The organism is Sorangium sp. So ce131, assembly GCF_051519095.1.
GTDB lineage: Bacteria > Myxococcota_A > Polyangia > Polyangiales > Polyangiaceae > Sorangium.
The window spans coordinates 8,304,741-8,324,318 of the sequence record NZ_CP150455.1 but is presented as its reverse complement, the minus strand read 5'-3'; the positions used below and the strand labels follow the sequence as shown (position 1 = coordinate 8,324,318).

The following is a 19,578-nucleotide window of genomic DNA, read 5'->3' as shown; positions in this document are numbered from 1 at the left end:
GGGGGGCGCCGCGAGCCGACCGGCGGCATCATGAAAGGAAGTCGCTTGTGAGTCTCTACCTCAAGCCCAACATTCAGATCGAGCCCCTCGTCAACCAGTGGCATGCTCACCTCTTCCTCATCGCACCCCAGGTGGCGGCGCTCTTCACCCAGGCCCAGCTCGGCGTCCTGAAGTCCTATCTTCAGATGCCGATGGCCCACGCCGCGGCCCTCAAGGACCCTGCCAAGGTGGGCGGCCCCTTCATCGACCTCAAGGGCCAGCGCGTGGACGAGGTCCGCGCGCTCAAGGCCGATACAGAGCGGCGCTCCGGGGCTCTGCTCGGCCTGGCCGACGCCATCAAAGAGCTCTTCGGGCTGCTCGGACAGCACGCCCACGGCCAGCCCCTCGCCGCGCTCTACGCGCAGATCCCGGAGGCGCTGAGGGGCCTCGTCGAGCTGTTCTACGACCTGCGCCACCAGCCTGGTTTCCGCTTCTTCGAGCCGCTCCTGTACGGTGAGCCGCTCCAGGACGCCTCCCGCCAGAGCGTCGCGCTCACGCACCTCGAGAGCGACCAGCGCGCCTTCATCTTCAGCACGCCGCGCCTGCCCGGCCCCGACGTCGTCCACCTCCCCCTGCGCTTCGATTCTCCTCGGCTCGACGACCTGTGCCGGCTCCGGCGGCAGCCCGCGCCGCTGGGTGAGATCCTGGAGCGCTTCGAGGTGCCGCGGAGCGAGCAGGAGACCTTCACCTCCTTCCTGTGGCAACGCCCGCCCCGGCGCACGCCGGCCTACGACGGCGAGGGCCTGCGCATGCGCTACTTCGGCCACGCATGCGTCCTCTTCGAGAGCGCCGGCGTCTCGATCCTCATCGATCCCTTGATCAGCTACGGCTACCCGTCGCCGGTCGAGCGGTTCACCTTCGAGGACCTGCCGCCCGTCATCGACTACGTCTTGATCACCCACGCCCACCACGACCACCTCGTGCTCGAGAGCCTGCTCCAGCTGCGCCAGCGGATCGGCACCCTGGTCGTGCCGCGCGCCGGCCAAGGCCTGCTCCAGGATCCCAGCCTCAAGCTGGCCCTGCAGCGCGTCGGGTTTTCGCGCGTCGTAGAGATCGACGACATGGAGAGCCTCTCGCTCCCGGACGGCTTCGTCCAGGCGATCCCATTCCTGGGCGAGCACTGCGACCTGAACATCCGGGCCAAGACCGCCTACCTGCTGCGCATGGCGGGCCAGACCGCGGTCGTCTTCGCCGACTCCAGCAGCCTCTCGCCCGAAGTCTACGAGCGGGTCCGCCGCGAGGCGGGCAAGGCGGATCTGATGCTGCTAGGGCTGGAGCCCACCGGGGCGCCGATGTCCTGGGCCTATGGCCCCCTATTCCCGGAGAAGCTCGACCGCGCCCTCGATCAGCAGCGCCGCTCGAGCGGCGCCGACAGCGCTTCGGCACTCCGCATCGCGGAGATCTTCCAGTGCAAGCGCGTCTTCCTCTACGCCATGGGTCTCGAACCATGGCTGAGCTACCTCATGGCCCTCCATCCGGAGCATCAGAGCCAGTCAGCCCGCGAGATCGAGGCATTCACCTCCGCTTGCTCCGAGCGCGGCGTCGCGGTCGAGCCCCTCTACGCAAAGAAGGAGATCGTCTTTCCTCCCGCCTCCAGCGCGAAACGCTTCAATCTTACCTCCTACGGACGGTGCCCGTGAGCGACCTGAGCCTCTATACAAGCGGGGATTTCGCCGAACATCGTCGATTCTGGCTCGATGCCTGCGAAAGGGTCCCCTCGCCCTTCCGCCTGCGCGACCCCGGACGCGCGGCGGGAGACCGGCCGTCGGCCGGGGGCTTCGCGTCCTTCACGTGGGAGCTCTCCGTCAGCGCCGTCGGCGCCGTCCGCGGCATCGGTGGGGAGAGCCCGCTGGGCCAGGACGTCGTCGTCCTGTCGGCCCTCTTCCTCCTGCTCTCCAAATATACCTACACCCGCACCGTCGCGATCGCGACCCCGCCCTTCCTCCCTGAAGAGGGCGAATCGGCCGCCGCGCCGTTCGTCATGCTCGCGGCCGAGGTGGCCGCGGAGGGCTCGTTGAGGGAGTGGATGCTCGCGACCAAGCGGGTGATCACGCAGAGCTACCAGCTCCAGGACTATCCGCTTTCGCTCGTCGACCCCGCCTTCGGCAGCCCGGCCCGCGCCTCCAACATCCTCTTCTGCGACGAGGCCGTCCATGCTCCGTTCCGCGACCTCGATGCCTTCGATCTGACGCTCTCGCTCCGTCGCGACGGCGACGGCATGCAGATCGAGCTCGGCTACCGGCCCGAGCGCTTCTCGCGCGGCTCGGTCTCTCGTTTCTGCCGTCACCTCGAGCGCCTCCTCGACCATGGTCACGAGCCGGCGCGCGCGCTGAGCCAGTGCTCCCTGCTCCTGCCCGGGGACGAGGAGTCCGCCGCGGTGGTCCGCGGCGCCGAGGAGGGGCCCTTCGAGCCCACGACGCTGGTGCGGCTCTTCGAGGAGCAGGTCGCCCGCACGCCCGACCAGATCGCGGTGCGCTTCGAGGACCAGTCCCTCACCTATGCCGAGCTCAACCGCCTGGCCGCGAATCTGGCCGCCCACCTCCGCGAGGGCAGCCGCCTCCAGCAGAGCCCGCTCGTAGGCGTCAAGCTGGAGAAGTCCCCTCGGATGATCGTCGCCGTCCTGGCCGTCCTCAAGGCCGGAGGCGCCTACGTCCCCCTCGATCCCGCTTATCCCGCCGAGCGCCTCCAGGCCATCTTCCGCGACTCCCGGATGAGCGTCCTGCTCATCGACTCGGCGACCATGTTCGGCATCGAGGACTTCGAGGGCGAAATCTTCGTGATGGATCTGCAGCTCGACACCTTGCCCGAGGCCGAGCCTTTCCAGGCCGATCAGCTCGATCCTGGCTCGCTGGCGTACCTTATCTACACCTCCGGTTCCACCGGCACGCCCAAGGGCGTGATGATCGAGCACCGGAGCATCGTCAACACCGTTCGCTGGCGCCGCCGCCACTACGGTTTCGGGCCCGGACACGTGGCGCTCCAGTTCGCCTCGGTCGCGTTCGACAGCTCGGTCGAGGACATCTTCACGCCGCTCTCTTCGGGGGCAACGCTCCTGCTCCCCACGGAGCGCGAACGTAACGATCTGGCCGCCTTGAAACGTCTGATCGGGGCCGCTGGCGTGACCCACCTGCTCCTGGTCCCGAGCTTCTACGAGGCGCTCCTCGAGGAGGCCGGCTCCGCGATGGACGGGCTGGTCGCGGTGACGGTGGCGGGCGAGGCGTGCTCTCACAAGCTCGTCGTCCGTCACCACGAACGCCTGCCCCACACGCGCCTGATCAATGAATATGGACCGACGGAGAACGCCGTCTGCTCCACCGCCGAAACGCTGCGTCCCGACGCGCCCTACATCGGCATAGGAACGCCGATCGACCACGGGACCGTCCGCATCCTCGATCCCCAGATGGCGCTCCTCCCGCCCGGCATCGCCGGTCAAATCGTCCTGGGTGGCCCGGGTCTGGCGCGCGGTTACTGGCGCGCTGACGCCCTGACCGACGCAAGGTTCGTTCACGTGGAGGGGCCGGACGGGGGCGCGAGGGGCTACCTCAGCGGCGATCTCGGGTGCATCCGCGAAGATGGCAAGCTGGAATTCCTGGGTCGGATCGACGAGCAGATCAAGGTCAACGGTTACCGCATCGAGCCCGGCGACGTCGAGCACGCCCTGCGCGGCATCACGGGGATCGAGCGCGCCGTCGTCCGGGGACGCACGCTCGAGAGCGGCAAGACCGCGCTCGTCGCCTGGTTCACCGCCGCGGGATCCATCGACGCGGAGGCCGTGAAGGCCCGGCTGCAGGCGCTGCTCCCCGCCTTCATGGTGCCCGCCTTGCTGATCCGGCTCGAGAGCTTCCCCCGCACCCCCAGCGGCAAGATCGACGTCGCAGCGCTGTCCGCGGAGGACGCGGGCGGATCGGCGGTTCGCGCCCACGTCGCCCCGCGGACGCCCACCGAGATCCGCCTGGCCGCAATTTGGGCGGATACGCTCGACTGCAGGCGCGTTGGCCTGGATGACGATTTCTTCTCCTTGCGCGGCGATTCGATCAACGTGATCCGCCTGCTCAGCAAGGCCAGCAGGGAGTTCGGCGTGCCGCTCACGGTGGACGACGTCTACCGATATCCAACCGTGGGCGCCATGGCGCAACGCCTCACCGAGGTGATGGACCGGGCGCCTGACGACGATCCCGCGCGCAAGGACCCGCTCGACGAGACGCGCCTCCGGCTCGCTGAGTTCAAGGTGCGCACGCTGCGCGAGGCGGGCGACACGGAAGAGACCGACTCGTGGGAGGAGATCTACCCGCTCACCCCGATCGAGGGTGGGATGTTGTTCCAGAGCCTGATCGAGCCTGGACTGTCGGTCTACCACGACCAGTTCTGCCTCGATTTCATCGATCCGCGCTTCGATCCCGAGCGCTTCCGTCGGGCGCTCGCCCTGCTCTATCGCGAGCACGACATGCTGCGCTCCGGGTACCGCCGCAGCGCCTCCGGCGAGGTGGCCCACATCGTCTACCGCGCCGAGGCCGTCGTCCCCGAACTCCATTGGCTCGACCTCCGACCGCTCGGCGGGCGTGACCGCCAGCTGGCTGAGATTGAAGACTTGATGCAGCGTGACCGCGGCCGCCCCTTCGATCTCGCGCGTCCAGGGCTGTTGCGCTTCTACTTGCTGCGCCGCTCCGACAGCGCTTATACGCTGCTCAATGTCTCGCACCACCTCATCCTTGACGGGTGGAGCCACAACATCTTGCTGGACGCGCTCTTCCGTCTCTATGGAGCGCTCGGGCGCGACCCTGCCCATCGGCCCGAGCCGCTCGCGGTCCGCTTCGCCGACGACCTCATCCGGCGCCTCGCCGACACCGACACAGGCAGCCGGCTCGCCTTCTGGAGGCGGGCGCTGGAGGGCTACGTCCGCCTGCCCCTGCCGCTGCAGCGCGTCCATCGCCCGGGCGAAGGGAGCGCGCGGGTCGAGCGATACGAGATCGAATCCGACGCGGCGCTGAACCACCGGCTGGAGGCGCTCGCGCAGCGCCTCGAGGTGGGGGCGAAGCACGTGCACCTGGCCGCCTTCTCCGTCCTGCTCGCGGTCCTCACCGGATCCGACGATCTCACGTTCGGCCTGGTCACGAGCTTCAGGCCTGCCGTCGCTGACGGCGATCGCTTGATCGGGAACTTCATCAACGCCAGTCCATTTCGCATCCGCCAGGATCCGGCCGCCCCTGTCGAGAGCTTGATCCGGGCCGTGCGTGCCCGGCTCCAAGAGATGCGCCCCAACGAGGCGCTGGCCCTCGCCGACATCGCGCGAGTGTTCCAGCTGCGCCCCGACCGGAACCCCTTCTTCGACGTCCTCTTCAATTACATCGACTTCCGCGCCGCGGTTCGCAGCGCCGACGCCATGGAGGTCCGCGAGACCGGCGTGTGCGCCCACGAGCCGACCAGCTACGCGCTCGACGTCACGGTGAGCGGCGGCTCGCGCGGCTTCCGCCTCTGCTTGAGCCACCACCACCCCACGTACCGGCGCTCCGACATGGAGCGTATCGCCCGCGCCTACCTGCGCATCCTCGAATCGATGGTCGCCGACCCGACGAGGCGCATCGCGTCGATCGAGTGGATCGACGCTCGCGAAGCGGGGGAGGCGGGGCGACGGCTGACCGGCCCCGAGATCCCTCTCCCCGCGCGCGGCGAGCCGAGGTCGGTCGACGCCCTCCTCGAGACCAAGCCTGCGACGCCTGGCTCTCCGACGGAACGCGCGTTGCGTAGCGCCTGGACCAGGGTCCTCGGACACGACGGCTTCGGCCTGGACGACGACTTCTTCATGGTCGGAGGCCACAGCATCAAGCTGGTCGGACTCGAGACGATCCTGCGCCGTGAGCTGGCGCGGCCGTTCACCCTGATGGACCTCCTGCATCACCCCACGATCCGCGGCCTGGCCGCCTTCCTGGATGACGAGGCGGCCGCGCCCTCCTCCGGCGCGTCAGCTGCGCTGGCCCCGCTCGGGCCTGCGAGGGCCTGCGGACCACGCACGTCGAGCTCCTGACCCGTGGTTGCTCCGGCCGGCTCGGCCCGATCGTGCGCGATTTCATCCCCAGAATCAGCAGATCGGGCCCGGTATGTATCGTGGCGCTTCCAGCGCGCGCGAGACGTGGGCATGCTCCGGGAACAGCCATGGACACCGACCTCCTGGTGAACCTCTTCGAGCGCCTCAGGCAGCAGCACCCGGCGAGCGCGGGCGAGATCGGCGCGGTCGAGCGGTGGCTGCTCGGCGCGCCGCTCATCCGCCGTTACCGTATCAACCCGCACGTGGTCGCGGCGGACGCCGCGCTCGACGCGGCCGCGGCCATCCGCGTCTTGCTCCACGGCACCCAGACAGGCCTCTTCGACATGCACTGGGACGTCCACTGCGGCCATTGCAACATGCTGACCGACGAGATCGACGACCTCGCCGCGGCCGCCGCCGTCGCGTTCTGCCCGATGTGCGAGCGCTCCTTCGACGTCGACTTCTCGGAGCGCGTCGAGGTGACCTTCTCGCTCCACCCGTCCATCGAGGACCTCGGCTTTCCGCCCGCCTGCCCGCCGCCCTCGGCGCTCCACCCGCGCTACGGCATGACCGCCGCGCTCGGCGAGACCGCCGCGGCGACGGAGGTGCTCGCTCCCGGCCGCTACCGGTACTTCTGCCCGTTGACCCGCGCCAAGGGCGTTCTCCGCGTCGAGGGCGAGCCCACGGACGAGGTGCAGTCCGCCGCGGTCGCGCAGCTCGCCGGGCCGCATTACGACGTCAAGGAGATCGCGGCGCGGCCCGGCCCGCTCCAGATCGCGATCACCAACGCCGGATGGCCGATATGCGGCTTCATCGTCCATCACGACGCCCTGACGGACGAGCTCGACGCGTCGAGCCTGCCGCGGCGGCTCAGCGGGCTGGAGCTGCTCCACGTCCCGGAGTACCGGCGCTATTTCGGCGGCATGGTGCTCTCGGCGCGGGAGCGGCTGACGGTCCGCTCGGTCGCGATCGTGTTCACCGATCTCTGCGGCTCCACGCGGCTCTACGAGCGGATCGGCGACGCCCCCGCGTACAACCTGGTGCGCGATCATTTCGAGCTCCTCATCGGCGCGGTGGAAGAGCGGGGCGGCGCCGTGGTCAAGACCATCGGCGACGCGGTGATGGCCACGTTCCTGGACGAGCGGTCCGCGGCGATGGCCCTGAGCGCGACCATGCGCCGCCTGCGGGATCTCAACGCCGGCCGGCCCGAGGGCGAGCGCCTCGTGCTCCGGGCGGGGATGCACCGCGGCCCGGCGCTGCTCGTCAACCTGAACCAGCGCCTCGATTACTTCGGCCGGACGGTGAACAGGGCCGCGCGCCTGCTCGGCGTCTCGCGCGGCGGCGAGCTCACGGTGTCCGCGGCGCTCGCCGCCGACGCCGGGCTCGTCGACCTGCTGGCCGCCGAAGGGTGGGCGGCGTTCCGCGCGGCGGAGGTCGACCTCAAGGGGATCGAGGGCACCCGTGCCGTGCACACGGCGTGTTTCCCCGGGCTGGGCGCGCCGTAACGCCCTCCGGGCTCACCAAGCGCGCACGTCGCTCGGCCGCTCCGAGAGGCATCAAGCCCGCGGGCGCGGCGGGCTCCGGAGCAGCTCCGCGGGGCCGCGCTCCTCGCAGGAGCTCCCGTGAAGCCCGGCGATCGGGGCCGCGGGGCCGAGCCACTGCGCGGCGCGCTCCAGGGTGCGCGCGTTCTCGGAGACGCACGACAGGAAGCGCTCGCGCCGGCGGGGGTCGTCGAGCCGCGCCGCGGTCGCGAGCAGGCGCGCGCGCGCGTCCGCGATCGCGGCGCAGGCCGCCGGGTGATCGCCGGCGGCCTCCAGCGCCTCGGCGTACACGAGCCGGGCGAGCTCCTCGCCCTCCTCGACCTGGCCGAGCGACGCGAGCTGCGCCATCGCCTCGCGCGCCTCGGCCAGCGCCTCGGGCGCCCGCCCGCGCGCGAGCAGCACCTCGGCCAGCGTCCCCCGGGCCACCACCTGGAACGGCCCCGCCGCGTCGAGCAGCGCCACGCCGCGCCGCGCCTCGGCCTCGGCGGCGTCGAGGTCGCCCGCGCTCCGGAGCAGCCACGCGAGGTAGGCGCGCGAGACGCCCTCGATGCTGCGCCAGTCGCCCCGCACCGCGGCCGCGACGGCCTCCGCCTCGACGGCGAGCCCCTCCTCGAGGGCGCCGAGGCGGCCGAGGGCGAGGCCGAGGTTGTGCCGGCCGGTGATGACGGCGCGCTCCAGCCCCATGCGCTCGGCGTCGGCGACCGCGGCGCGGAGGAGCGCCACCGCCTCGGCGTACGCGCCGAGCCGGCACTCCGCCTCCGCGAGGTTCCCCCGCGCGACGCACACGTTGCGCACGTCGCCCACCTGATCGAAGCAGCGGAGCGAGGCCTCGGTCAGCGCCCGGTAACGGTCGAGGTCGCCCGCGAACAGCGCGCGCACGCTGCGCGCCCGGAAGACCGGGCCGCTCACGGCCGGGTCGCCCGCGAAGCGCCCGGCGACGGCCTCGATCCAGGCGAGCAGCGCCTCGGCCCGGTCGTAGCGCCCCGCGTAGAAGAGCCGCACGGCGAGCCGCGTGGCCGCCATCACCGCCGGGCCGGTCGCCTCGCCCCCGGCGCTCCCGGCCGACGCGCCGCCCGCCGCGCGCGCGAGCTCGCCGGCGAGCGCCGCGAGGTCGTCGTGCAGCCCGAGCCGGCCGGCCGTCTGCCCCACCTCGCCCACGGCCGCGTACCAGCGGGCGCTCCCCCGCGGCAGCGCCTCCGCCGCGACCCGCGCCCAGCGGAGCGCCTCGGCGATGTCCCCGCGCCAGTGGTGCGCCTCGGCCCGCAGCAGCGCGAGCTCGCCGAGCGCCTCGCCGCGCGCGCCGAGCGCAAGGGCGCGATCTGTATGGGAAAATACCGCACCGAGGTCGTTGCCCGCGAGCGCCTGCGCGGCCGCGCGCCGGTAGCCGGCGGCGGCGCGCGCGGGGTCGCCGCCGCGATCGAAGTGCTCGGCGACGACGGCCGCGGAGGGCTCGCCGGCCTGCTCGAGCCACTCGCCGGCGAGGCAGTGGCCGAGGGCGCGGTCCTCGTCGGTGAGCATGGCGTACGCGGCCTCGCGCACGAGCGCGTGCCGGAAGACGAGCTCCCGCTCGCCGGGGAACCTCGCCGTGGGCCGGGCGGTGATCCACTCTCGCCGCTCGAGCCTGCCGAGCTCCTCGTCGAGCGCGCCGGCGGCGGCGCAGCCCGACGCGGGGCCCGGCGCGTCGGTCGCGCCCGCCCGCGCCGGGCCGCCGAGCAGCGCGAGGGCGGCGCCGCGCCAGAACACCTCGCCGAACACGCTCCCGGCGCGGAGGACCCGGCGCGCGGCGTCCTCCAGGCCGTCGAGCCTGGCCTGGACCATCGCGAGCACCGTCTCGGGGAGCGTGTCGCCGCGGCGCTCGGCGGTCGCGCGGATCAGCTCTTCCAGGTAGAACGCGTTGCCGTCGGCCCGCGCCACGAGCCGCTCCACCGTGGCCTCGTCGACGGCGTCGCCGAGCGCCTGCCGCACGAGCCGGGTGCTCGCCTTGCGCGAGAGCTCCTTGAGCCGGATCTCCTGGACGTCCCGCTCGGCCCACAGCCTCGGGAAGGTTGCGTGGATCTCGGGGCGCGACAGCGCGAGCACCATGAAGGGGCGCTCCTTCAGCTTGCGCAGGGCCCCGTCCACGAGCCGCACCGTGGGCAGGTCGCCCCAGTGGAGGTCCTCGAGCACGAGCACGACCGGGCGCGCGGCGGTCTCGGCGTCGAGGAAGTCCTCCCAGGCGAGGCGGATCTGCTCGCCCATGATCTGCGCGTCCTGCCGGGCGCTCCGGAGGGGGAGGCTGTCCTCGTCGGGGAAGGGCGTGCCCGTGAGCTCGCCGAGGAACTCGGCGACGCGGCGCTGGTCGGCGGCCGCGACGTGCTCGGCGACGCGCGCCCTGGTCTTCTCGCGCCGCGCCTCGGCGGGCTCGCCGCCCTGGATGCCGAGCGCGCCCCGGAGCGCCTGCCCGAGCAGCCCGAACGTGGAGCCGGCGCGGAGCGAGTCGCCGCGCCCGATCCAGATCGCCGGCCGCTCGCGGCGCTGGCGGAGCCGGCCGTGGAGCTCGTGGGCGAGGCGCGACTTGCCCATGCCCGCCGGCGCGGTCACCAGCACGGCGCGCGCGGCCGGCTCCTCGACGCACTCGGCGAAGAGCCGCTCCAGGGCCGCGAGCTCCCAGTCGCGCCCCACGCACGGCGTGGGCTTGCCGAGCAGCGTGCGCGCCTCGGCCGCGATCGCGCGCTCTCCCGCGAGCGAGAGGCCGAGCTCGCCCTCGCGCACGTCGAACCGAGCGTCGAGCAGGCCGGCGGTTATCTCGTCGATCGCGATGGGCGTGATGGGCGCGCTGGGAGCGCCGAGCGCGCTGGGCGCGTCGAGCGCGCTGGGCGCGTCGAGCGCGCTGGGAGCGTCGAGCGCGCTGGCCGCGCCGCCCGGCGGGCAGAGGGGCGCGCGCGGGGGCGCCGGCCGCGCGAGCAGGGCGGCGGCGCGGACGATCGCGTCGCCCCACGGCCTGAGCCCGTCGCCGGCGGCCCTGCCCATGGCGAGCGCGATCGGCCGGTCGGGGTACCACGCGCGGATCGCGAGGGCGCAGCGGGCGGCCTGCGCGGCCTGGTCGGTCGGGACCTGCGCCCCGGCGAGCGTGACCGCCACGGCGCCGTCGGCGAGGCGCTCGACGCGCCCGCCGTGGGCCTCGGCCTCCCTGCGGAGCGCGTCGTCCTCCGGGGAGAGGGGCGTCGTCCGGCGGTGCGTCCGGCGGAGCGTCGCGCCGAGCGCCTCGACCGTGGGCTGCTCCGCCGCCGGGGGGGCGCCGACCAGCACGACGCCGAGCGTGCGCCGCTCGCCCCGGGTGAGCGCCGCCCGGCGCGCGCCCGCGCCGCCGGGCGGCTCGGCGGGCCCGGCGGCCCCGGCGAGCGCCTCGGCGAGCGCCTCGAGCACGGCCGCGCCGTCGCGCGGGCGGAGGTCGGGCTGCTTGGCGAGCATGCGCGCGCAGAGCGCGTCGAGCGCGGCGGGGAGGTCGGGGCGGAGATCGCCGAGGCGCGGCGCCTCGTCGAACGCGATCTTCGCGACGACGGCGATGGCGTCCTTCCCGACGAACGCCGGGGCGCCGGTCAGGCACTCGAACAGCACGCAGCCGAGCGCGAACACGTCCGCCCGCGCGTCGACCTGCTCGGCGCCGCGGGCCTGCTCCGGCGCCATGTACCCCGCGGTCCCGAGCAGCGCGCCGGTCTGCGTCATGCGCGTGATGTCCGGCCGCAGCGCGATGCCGAAGTCGAGCAGCTTCACCCGGGCGACGTCGCGCTCGACGAGGAAGAGGTTGCTCGGCTTCACGTCGCGGTGGACGACGCCGCGATCGTGCACGGTGGCGAGCGCCCCGGCGGCGCGGGAGACGAGCGCGACCGCCTCGTCCACGGTGAGCGGGAGGCGCTGGAGGCGGGCGCCGAGGTCCTCGCCCGCGAGCCACTCCATGGCGAGGTAGGGGACGCCCGCGGAGGTGGTGCCGTGGGCCACGTAGCGGACGATGCCGGGGTGATCGACGTCGGCGAGCACCTCGGCCTCGCGCGCGAAGCGCTCCTCGCTCCGGCCGGAGCCGCGGCGCTCGGAGAGCACCTTGACGGCGACCGGAGCGCCGGAGAGCCGGTCGCGCGCGCGGTAGACCTGGCCCATGCCGCCGGCGCCGACGAGCTCCTCGACGACGAAGCGGTCGGCGATCACCTCTCCCTGGCGCATCGCGGCGCAGTATCACCCGGGGCCGGGGCGGCGGGGAGTGTGTCTCGGGGGCTGGCCGGCGGAGAGCACGATTGCGCGGGGCGCACGGAGGTGGCTCTCGGCGTGAGGCGCACTCGCCAGCAGGGCAATGGTAGAGTCGCGCGATGCGCCTTTCCGTTCCGGTGCTCCTCGCCCTCTCCACGGCGGCCTGCTCGTCCTCGCGTCCTCCTGTTGCTTCTCCGGCGGCGCCGACCGTCGCCTCTCCGGCGGCGCCGACGCCTGCGGCAGCGGCCCCAGCGGCGTCGCCCGCCCTCGCGTCGACCGCGGCGGCGTCGCCAGCCTCCGCGCCGGCTCCGGCCGAGGCGCCTCTCGCCGGATCAGCGCCTTCCGCGTCGCCTCCTGCTGCGGCGGGCCCCGCAGCGCCCGTTCCGAAGGAGAGCTCCTCGCCCGTCTCGCACCCGTGTGCGCCCATGATCGGACCGATGGTCGGCGCGACCCCCTCCCGGGGCCCACAGCACGGCGCGGCGCCCCGCGGCGGGGCGGACGCTGGCAAGCCTCAAGCCCAGGCAGGGCGGTTGCCGCCCCCCGTGATCCAGAGCGAGGTGCGAGCCCACTTCGAACAGGTGCGGGCCTGTTACGACGATGGGCTGAAGCGAGATCCGAAGCTTGCGGGCAAGGTCACGGCGTGTTTCGTGATTGAGAAGGACGGCGCGGTCGGCGCACACAAGGTCGCCGGTCCGGCGGAAGACCCCGGGACGATCCCGGATCCGGTCGTGCGCGACTGCATCGACAAGGTGCTCGCGACCCTGCGATTTCCAGCGCCCCAAGGCGGGATCGTGAGCGTCGTGTACCCGATCAGGTTGAGCCCCGGCGACGGACCGCCCGGCGCAGGCGCAGCGCCTGCGGGCGCGCGAGGGCCGGGCGCCGGCGGGCCGTGAGGGGCGGACGTCACGCCCGGCCGGGGATAACCGCGCAGTGGAGCCCGTCCGTGGTCGCTCTCGTCGGTGGGTCGCCGACGTCGCCGTCCGTGGTAGGATCGCGCTCCGTACGAGGAGTTCGGATCGCATGCCTGCCGACGTTACCGCCGAAGTGGACAGGTTGACGGATCTGGCGCTCGCGCTTCCCCCGGCGCTGCGCGAGCTCGTGGCCTACAGGATCTGGGAGAGCCTCCACCCGGAGGAGAGCTGGCCGCTCGCACCGGAGCAGCTCGAGGAGATCCGGAGGCGAGCGACGGAGGTCGAGGCGGGGACGGTGGAGCTCGTGGACGGCGACGACGTGCTCCGCGAGGCGCGCGCCCGGATCGACGCGCGCCGGCGGTGAGGCGGTTTCGGTTCCACCCGCGTGCTCTTCAGGAGTTCGAAGAGGCGGTCGAACACTATCTCGGCCTATCGCCCGACGTGGCATCGCGGTTCGTCGATGCGTTCGAGGCGGCGGTTGGCTTCGTGCGGCGGAATCCGGACGCTGCGGCGCGCGTCGAGGGGGACGTGCGGAGGTGGAATCTACGCAAATTCCCCTAGGCTTTGATCTATCTCCTCTCGAGCGAGCACGTCGTCGTCATCGCCGTGATGCATGCTCGTCGCGAGCCTGGATACTGGAAAAGCCGAATCTCCTGACCAAAGGCTCCGCCGCGCCGCGGTGGCGAACTCCAGGAGCCGGCGCGCGGCCGCAGGTTGGGACACCCCATTGCGGAATGCTGGGCGTTGGACGATGGGCGGGGATGACCCCATAGGAACGATGGGGCAGCGAGGCTGACTGCCCGAGCATCGGGCCCGCCTCCTCGTCGAGCGCGTTCGGCGGGCGCGGCACGGGCTTGGACGCCGGGATCGCGGCGCGGATGCCGCGACGCGGACCGCTCGCCCGATGATGCCGTGGGATGTGCAGCGACGGGAGGGGCTGCGATGAACCCGGAGATCCTCGCTCCAGGGATGGTGTTCCAGGGCCGCTATGAAATCCTCTCGTTGATCCGGGAGGGCAGCGTCGCCGACGTCTACAGAGGGCGGCAGATCGCGAGCGCGCAGCCGATCGTCCTCAAGGTCGTGCGCCTGGTCCGGGACGGAGGCTCCGCGGCCCTGGTGCGGCGCTACCGCATGCGGTTTTTGCGGGAGATGCGCGCCTGCGCGCGTCTCCAGCATCCGAGCATCGTCCGGCTCATCGAGTCCGGGGGGACGGATGAGGAGCCTCTGTATGCCGTCTTCGAGCTCGTGCCCGGGCAGAGCCTGGCCGAGCTGCTGGCCGAGCAGGGCGCGCTCGAGCCGCCCGAAGCGCGGCACCTGATGCTGCAAGTCCTGAGTGCGCTGGGCTGCGCGCACCGGCAAGGCATCGTCCACGGGGATCTCAGGCCGACCCACGTGATGGTGGCGCCCGGGGGGGCGCCGCGGAACGCGCTGGTGCTCGACTTCGGCTTCGGCACGTTCGCCGCGAGCGCGCGTGCCCGCCAGGACGACGCGCTCGCCCGTCGCGGCGAGGCGCTCCCGGCCTTTCACGATTACGCCGCGCCGGAGCAGATCCGGGGCTTTCCGCCGACGGCGCGCTCAGACCTGTACGCCTGGGCGCTCGTGTTTCTGGAGTCCCTCACGGGTCGCCGCACGCGAAGCGGCAGCCCGCCGGCGGCAGGGGGCGTTCCGCGGAAAGGCCGCGCGCCGGCGCGGATCCCTGCCGCGCTGCTCGAGCATCCGCTCGGCGCGATCTTGCGGCGCGCGACGGACGAGGATGTCGCGGCGCGGGTCGTCACGGCCGACGGCCTCCTGAGCGAGCTCGGCATCTGCGAGGTGGACGGGCTCCGCCGGGAGGACCTCATCGAGCCAGACGCGCCGAGCGGCGCCGAGGTGCGGCAGGAGCAGGACCGGGACGCCCGGGAAGAGGGGAACCGGTGCGCCGCGCCCTCGGCGTGCAGCAGCTCGCCCGGAGCTTCGGTCGAAGCCGTCGAGGAGCGCACGCCCGCGTTCGTCGACACACCTCTCGGTGAAGACGCGGCAAACCCGATGCCCGAGGAGCGAGCGCAGGAAGGCATGTCCGCTCCGCTGGAGGCCTGGGCGACGCCGGCGGAGCCCGTCGTCGATGCCCTGCCCCCGGCTGTCGGCAGCACGATCAAGCATTACGAGATCCTCCGCAAGCTGGGCCAGGGCGGCATGGGCGTCGTGTTCCTGGCCCGCGACACGAGGCTTGGACGCCTGGTCGCGATCAAGCTCCTCCTCCGGTACGGCGGGCGCGAGAGCGAGCGATTCCTCGCCGAGGCGCGGGCCACGGCGCGCTGCCGGCACGAGCACATCGTGGTCATCTACGAGGTGGACGAGTTTCGCGGGTACCCGTACCTCGTGCTCGAGTACATCAAGGGCTCCACGCTGCGCCAGTGGATGACCCAGCGCGAGCACCCCGGCGCGACCGAAGCGCCCGACGCCCGCACGCCGCCGGGCCAGCGAGCGCCCAGCGTCGCGCTCGAGCTCATGATCCCTGTCGCTCGCGCGCTGGTCTGCGCGCACGACCTCGGGATCGTGCACCGCGATCTCAAGCCGGAGAACATCCTCCTGGATGACGCCGGATGCACCAAGGTGCTGGATTTCGGCATCGCCAAGCGGATGGAGGCCAGAAGGGTCGCGACGATCTCGGGCGCGCGGTCGGCGCTCGCCGGAGGCGCTGGCCAGCCTCGGACGAGCGCGCCCGTCGGCACGCTCCCGTACATGTCGCCCGAGCAGCTGCTGGGCGGGGGCGTCGATCATCGCACCGACCTCTGGGCCGTCGGCATCATGCTGTACGAGCTGCTCACAGGAAAGCACCCGCTGGATCCATTCTCCCTTGCGCGGATCTCGGACATCGTGAACCTCGATGTTCCCATGCCCAGCCTGAGCGAGGGTCGCCCAGGGCTCGGTGCGCTGGGCGCGCTCGTCGATCGTTGCTTGAAGAAGCGCAAGGACGAGCGCATCGGCTCGGCCAGGGAGCTGCTCGCCGGGCTCGAGGCGCTCCTGCCCAGCCGAAGGCCGATCGCGCTCGGCGAGGACGAGAGCCCGTTCGCCGGCCTGTCCGCCTTCCAGGAGGCGGACGCTGCGCGCTTCTTCGGCCGCGATCGCGAGATCGCCGCCACGACGGCGCGGCTGCGCAACCAGCCGCTCCTGGTCGTCGCGGGGCCCTCGGGGGCGGGCAAGTCGTCGTTCGTGCGCGCGGGCGTGATTCCGGCCTTGAAGCGCTCGGAGGACCGGTGGAAGGCGTTCACCCTGCGCCCGGGGCGCCGTCCGCTGTCCGCGCTCGCCGACGTGCTCGTGCAGGTCCCCGAGACGGCGCCCACGACGGCTGGCGCAGCGGCGGGCTCGCCCGAGCTGTCCGAGCACGACCGGCTCGTGGCCACCTTGCGCGCGCAGCCGGGTTATCTGGGCGCTCGGTTGCGGGCCAGCTGTCGGCGTGAGGGGCCAGGGAATCGCATCCTGCTCTTCGTCGATCAGCTCGAGGAGCTCCACACGCTCGGCGCGGCGCCCGAGGAGCGCGCGGCGTTCCTCGCCTGCCTGGAAGGCGCGGCCGACGACGCCTCGTCGCCCCTGCGCGTCCTGCTCGCCATCCGCTCGGACTTCCTCGACCGAATGGCCGAGGACCGCAATTTCATCAACGACGCGACCCGCGGGCTCTGGTTCCTTCCACCGATGGGGCGCGAGGGCCAGCGCGAGGCCTTGGCGCGGCCGATCGAGGCCGCCGGGCATCGCTTCGAGACGACGGAGATGGTCGAGGACATGCTCCGCACGCTGGAGAGCACGCGCAGCCCCTTGCCCCTCTTGCAGTTCACGGCCACGAAGCTGTGGGAGACGCGGGATCGCGAGCGCCGGCTCCTGACGCGAGAGAGTTATGAACAGCTCGGCGGCGTGGCCGGTGCCCTGTCCGCCCACGCGGACGCGGTGCTCTCGGCGTTGCCGGTGCGCGAGCAGCGGCTGGCGCGGGCGGTGTTCTTGCGCCTGGTCACGCCCGAGCGGACGCGCGCGGTGGTGAGCCTGGACGAGCTCTGCGAGATCGAGCAGGACGGCGAGGAGCACAGCGACGACGGGATCCCGCGGGTGATCCAGCACCTGGCCAGCGCGCGGCTCGTGCTCATCGAGCCCGGCGGCGAGCGCGAGGGCACGACGGTGGAGCTGGTCCACGAATCGTTGATCGACCGGTGGGCAAGGCTCGGGCAGTGGCTCGACGAGAGCCAGCAGGACGCACAGTTCCTGGCCCGGCTGCGCGCCGCGGCCCAGCAGTGGGAGGCAAGCGATCAGGCCGATGGGCTACTCTGGCGCGAGCGCGCCGCGGAGGACGCCCGGGGGTGGCACCAGCGCCGCCGCGCTGCGCAGGGGCCCGAGTGGCGTATCGGGCTCGGCAAGCGCGAAGAGCGCTACCTGCTTGCCGTCGTGACTTTCGCCGAGCGCGCACGCCGGCTTCGCTGGCGGCTCACCACGGGCGCGATCGCCGCGCTCACGGCGATCGCGGTCATGGTATCGTACCTGGCGGTTCGCGCCGGCCAGCAGGCGACGCGCGCCGAGCAGCAGGCGACGCGTGCAGACCTGGAGGCGGCTCGTGCGCAGGCCGGCGCCCGGCAAGCGCGCAACGCCACCCGCGTGGCCGCGGCGCGCGAGCAGCAAGCGGATCCTACCACCGCCCTCGCGCTCCTGCGTGAAATCGAGCCGCCGGACATACCACGAGGGTGGGCCAGTCTCACCCGCTCGGCTCTGTACGGCGGGGTCGCTCGCGAGGTGTTCAGCCATCCAACTACCGTCTTTGATGCGGCCTATAGCCCTGACGGCAAGCGCATCGTCACCGCATCATGGGACAAGACCGCGCGGGTGTGGAATGCGGACGGCACGGGCGAGCCCTTGATCCTTCGTGGTCACGAGAGTTATGTCTTTTCGGCGGCGTTCAGCCCTGACGGCAAGCGCATCGTCACGGCGTCCTTCGACACGACCGCGCGGGTGTGGAATGCGGACGGCACGGGCGAGCCCTTGATCCTTCGTGGTCACGAGAGTCATGTCTTTTCGGCGGCGTTCAGCCCTGACGGCAAGCGCATCGTCACGGCGTCCTTCGACACGACCGCGCGGGTGTGGAATGCGGACGGCACGGGCGAGCCCTTGATCCTTCGTGGTCACGAGAGTGGTGTCTATTCGGCGGCGTTCAGCCCTGACGGCAAGCGCATCGTCACGGCGTCCCAGGACAAGACCGCGCGGGTGTGGAATGTGGACGGCACGGGCGAGCCCTTGATCCTTCGTGGTCACGAGGGTCATGTCTTTTCGGCGGCGTTCAGCCCTGACGGCAAGCGCATCGTCACGGCGTCCCAGGACAAGACCGCGCGGGTGTGGAATGCGGAGGGCAAGGGCGAGCCCTTGGTCCTTCGCGGTCACGAGAGTGGTGTCTATTCGGCGGCGTTCAGCCCCGACGGCAAGCGCATCGTGACTGCGTCCTATAAGACCACACGGGTGTGGAATACGGACGGCAAGGGCGCGCCCTTGGTCCTTCGCGGTCACGGAGGTTACAGCCGTTCGGCGTTCAGCCCTGACGGCAAGCGCATCGTGACTGCGTCCTACGACGGGACCGCGCGGGTGTGGAATGCGGAGGGCAAGGGCGAGCCCCTGGTGCTTCGCGGTCACGATGGTGCGGTCCATTCGATGGCGTTCAGCCCCGACGGCAAGCGCATCGTGACTGCGTCCTACGACGGGACCGCGCGGGTGTGGAATGCGGAGGGCAAGGGCGAGCCCCTGGTGCTTCGCGGTCACAAGGATGGGGTCGTGTCGGCGGCGTTCAACCCTGACGGCAAGCGCATCGTGACTGCGTCCTACGACGGGACCGCGCGGGTGTGGAATGCGGAGGGCAAGGGCGAGCCCCTGGTGCTTCGCGGTCACAAGGATAAGGTCGTGTCGGCGGCGTTCAGCCCTGACGGCAAGCGCATCGTGACTGCGTCCTACGACGGGACCGCGCGGGTGTGGAACGCGGAGGGCAAGGGCGAGCCCCTGGTGCTTCGCGGTCACAAGGATGGGGTCGTGTCGGCGGCGTTCAGCCCTGACGGCAAGCGCATCGTCACCACATCACGGGACAAGACCGCGCGGGTGTGGAACACGGAGGGCAAGGGCGAGCCCCTGGTGCTTCGCGGTCACGAGAGTGATGTCGATTCGGCGGCGTTCAGCCCTGACGGCAAGCGCATCGTCACCACATCACGGGACAAGACCGCGCGGGTGTGGAACACGGAGGGCAAGGGCGAGCCCCTGGTGCTTCGCGGTCACGAGAGTGATGTCGATTCGGTGGCGTTCAGCCCTGACGGCATGCGCATCGCCACATGGTCACGAGGCAACCCGGTGCGGGTATGGAATGCCGACGGCACGGGGGAGCCCCTGGTCCTGCCCGGCTACAACGTGGCGTTCAGCCCAGACGGCAAGCGCATCGTCAGCGCGTCAATAGACGACCCGGTGCAGGTATGGAATGCCGACGGCACGGGGGAGCCCCTGGTCCTGCCCGGCTCCGATCCCTCAGACATCGTCTCATTCATCGCCGTGGCGTTCAGCCCCGATGGCAAGCGCATCGCCACCGCGTCCACTGACGCCGCGTCCGGTAAATGCGCGGTGAGTGTATGGACCGACCTCGATCCGTTTCATGGTGTCGAAGACCCGAGGCTGTGGACCGCGACCGCCTACTGCATGCCAATCGAGCAGAGGTTGGAGATCCTCGGCGTGGATGAAGCTACGGCCCGAGCCGACATGGAAGCCTGCATGCGCCACGTGAACGAGGCACGCGCGACCGCCCCGGAACACCGGACGGATCCGGCCGGCCAACCGCTCGGCTCCTTGGACCAATAACAAC

Annotated in this window: 7 protein-coding genes; 6 read left to right on the top strand and 1 reads right to left on the bottom strand. The window is 72.0% G+C overall.

Annotated elements, in window-relative coordinates; genetic code table 11:
- The first annotated feature begins 47 nt into the window (after positions 1–47).
- The 3 genes from WMF43_RS30235 to WMF43_RS30225 all read left to right on the top strand — a co-directional run bounded on the left by WMF43_RS30235 (position 48) and on the right by WMF43_RS30225 (position 7,566).
- On the top strand, positions 48–1,679 hold the full coding sequence (locus tag WMF43_RS30235) for an MBL fold metallo-hydrolase (RefSeq protein WP_437669921.1): 1,632 nt from the start codon (positions 48–50) through the stop codon (positions 1,677–1,679).
- Positions 1,676–6,061: an amino acid adenylation domain-containing protein gene (locus WMF43_RS30230; RefSeq protein ID WP_437669919.1), complete on the top strand. Its 4,386-nt coding sequence runs from the start codon at positions 1,676–1,678 to the stop codon at positions 6,059–6,061. Before WMF43_RS30235 ends, WMF43_RS30230 begins: the two co-directional genes overlap by 4 nt.
- A 128-nt stretch (positions 6,062–6,189) precedes the next feature.
- The gene (locus WMF43_RS30225) at positions 6,190–7,566 is read left to right on the top strand and encodes a DUF5939 domain-containing protein (RefSeq protein WP_437669917.1); all 1,377 of its coding nucleotides are present in this window, start codon (positions 6,190–6,192) and stop codon (positions 7,564–7,566) included.
- Between the two features lie 51 nt (positions 7,567–7,617).
- On the opposite strand, the gene WMF43_RS30220 is transcribed toward WMF43_RS30225, so the two are convergent.
- Positions 7,618–11,799: a serine/threonine-protein kinase gene (locus WMF43_RS30220; protein ID WP_437669915.1), complete on the bottom strand. Its 4,182-nt coding sequence runs from the start codon at positions 11,797–11,799 to the stop codon at positions 7,618–7,620.
- 566 nt (positions 11,800–12,365) lie between these two features.
- On the opposite strand from WMF43_RS30220, the gene WMF43_RS30215 reads away from it, so the two are divergent.
- The 3 genes from WMF43_RS30215 (at position 12,366) to WMF43_RS30205 (ending at position 19,574) form a co-directional block, all read left to right on the top strand.
- The gene (locus tag WMF43_RS30215) at positions 12,366–12,716 is read left to right on the top strand and encodes an AgmX/PglI C-terminal domain-containing protein (protein WP_437669914.1); all 351 of its coding nucleotides are present in this window, start codon (positions 12,366–12,368) and stop codon (positions 12,714–12,716) included.
- A 127-nt stretch (positions 12,717–12,843) separates the two neighbouring features.
- Complete coding sequence (locus WMF43_RS30210) at positions 12,844–13,098, top strand: addiction module protein (RefSeq protein ID WP_437669912.1); 255 nt, start codon at positions 12,844–12,846, stop codon at positions 13,096–13,098.
- A gap of 578 nt (positions 13,099–13,676) precedes the next feature.
- Complete coding sequence (locus tag WMF43_RS30205) at positions 13,677–19,574, top strand: nSTAND1 domain-containing NTPase (RefSeq protein ID WP_437669910.1); 5,898 nt, start codon at positions 13,677–13,679, stop codon at positions 19,572–19,574.
- Positions 19,575–19,578 lie beyond the last annotated feature (4 nt).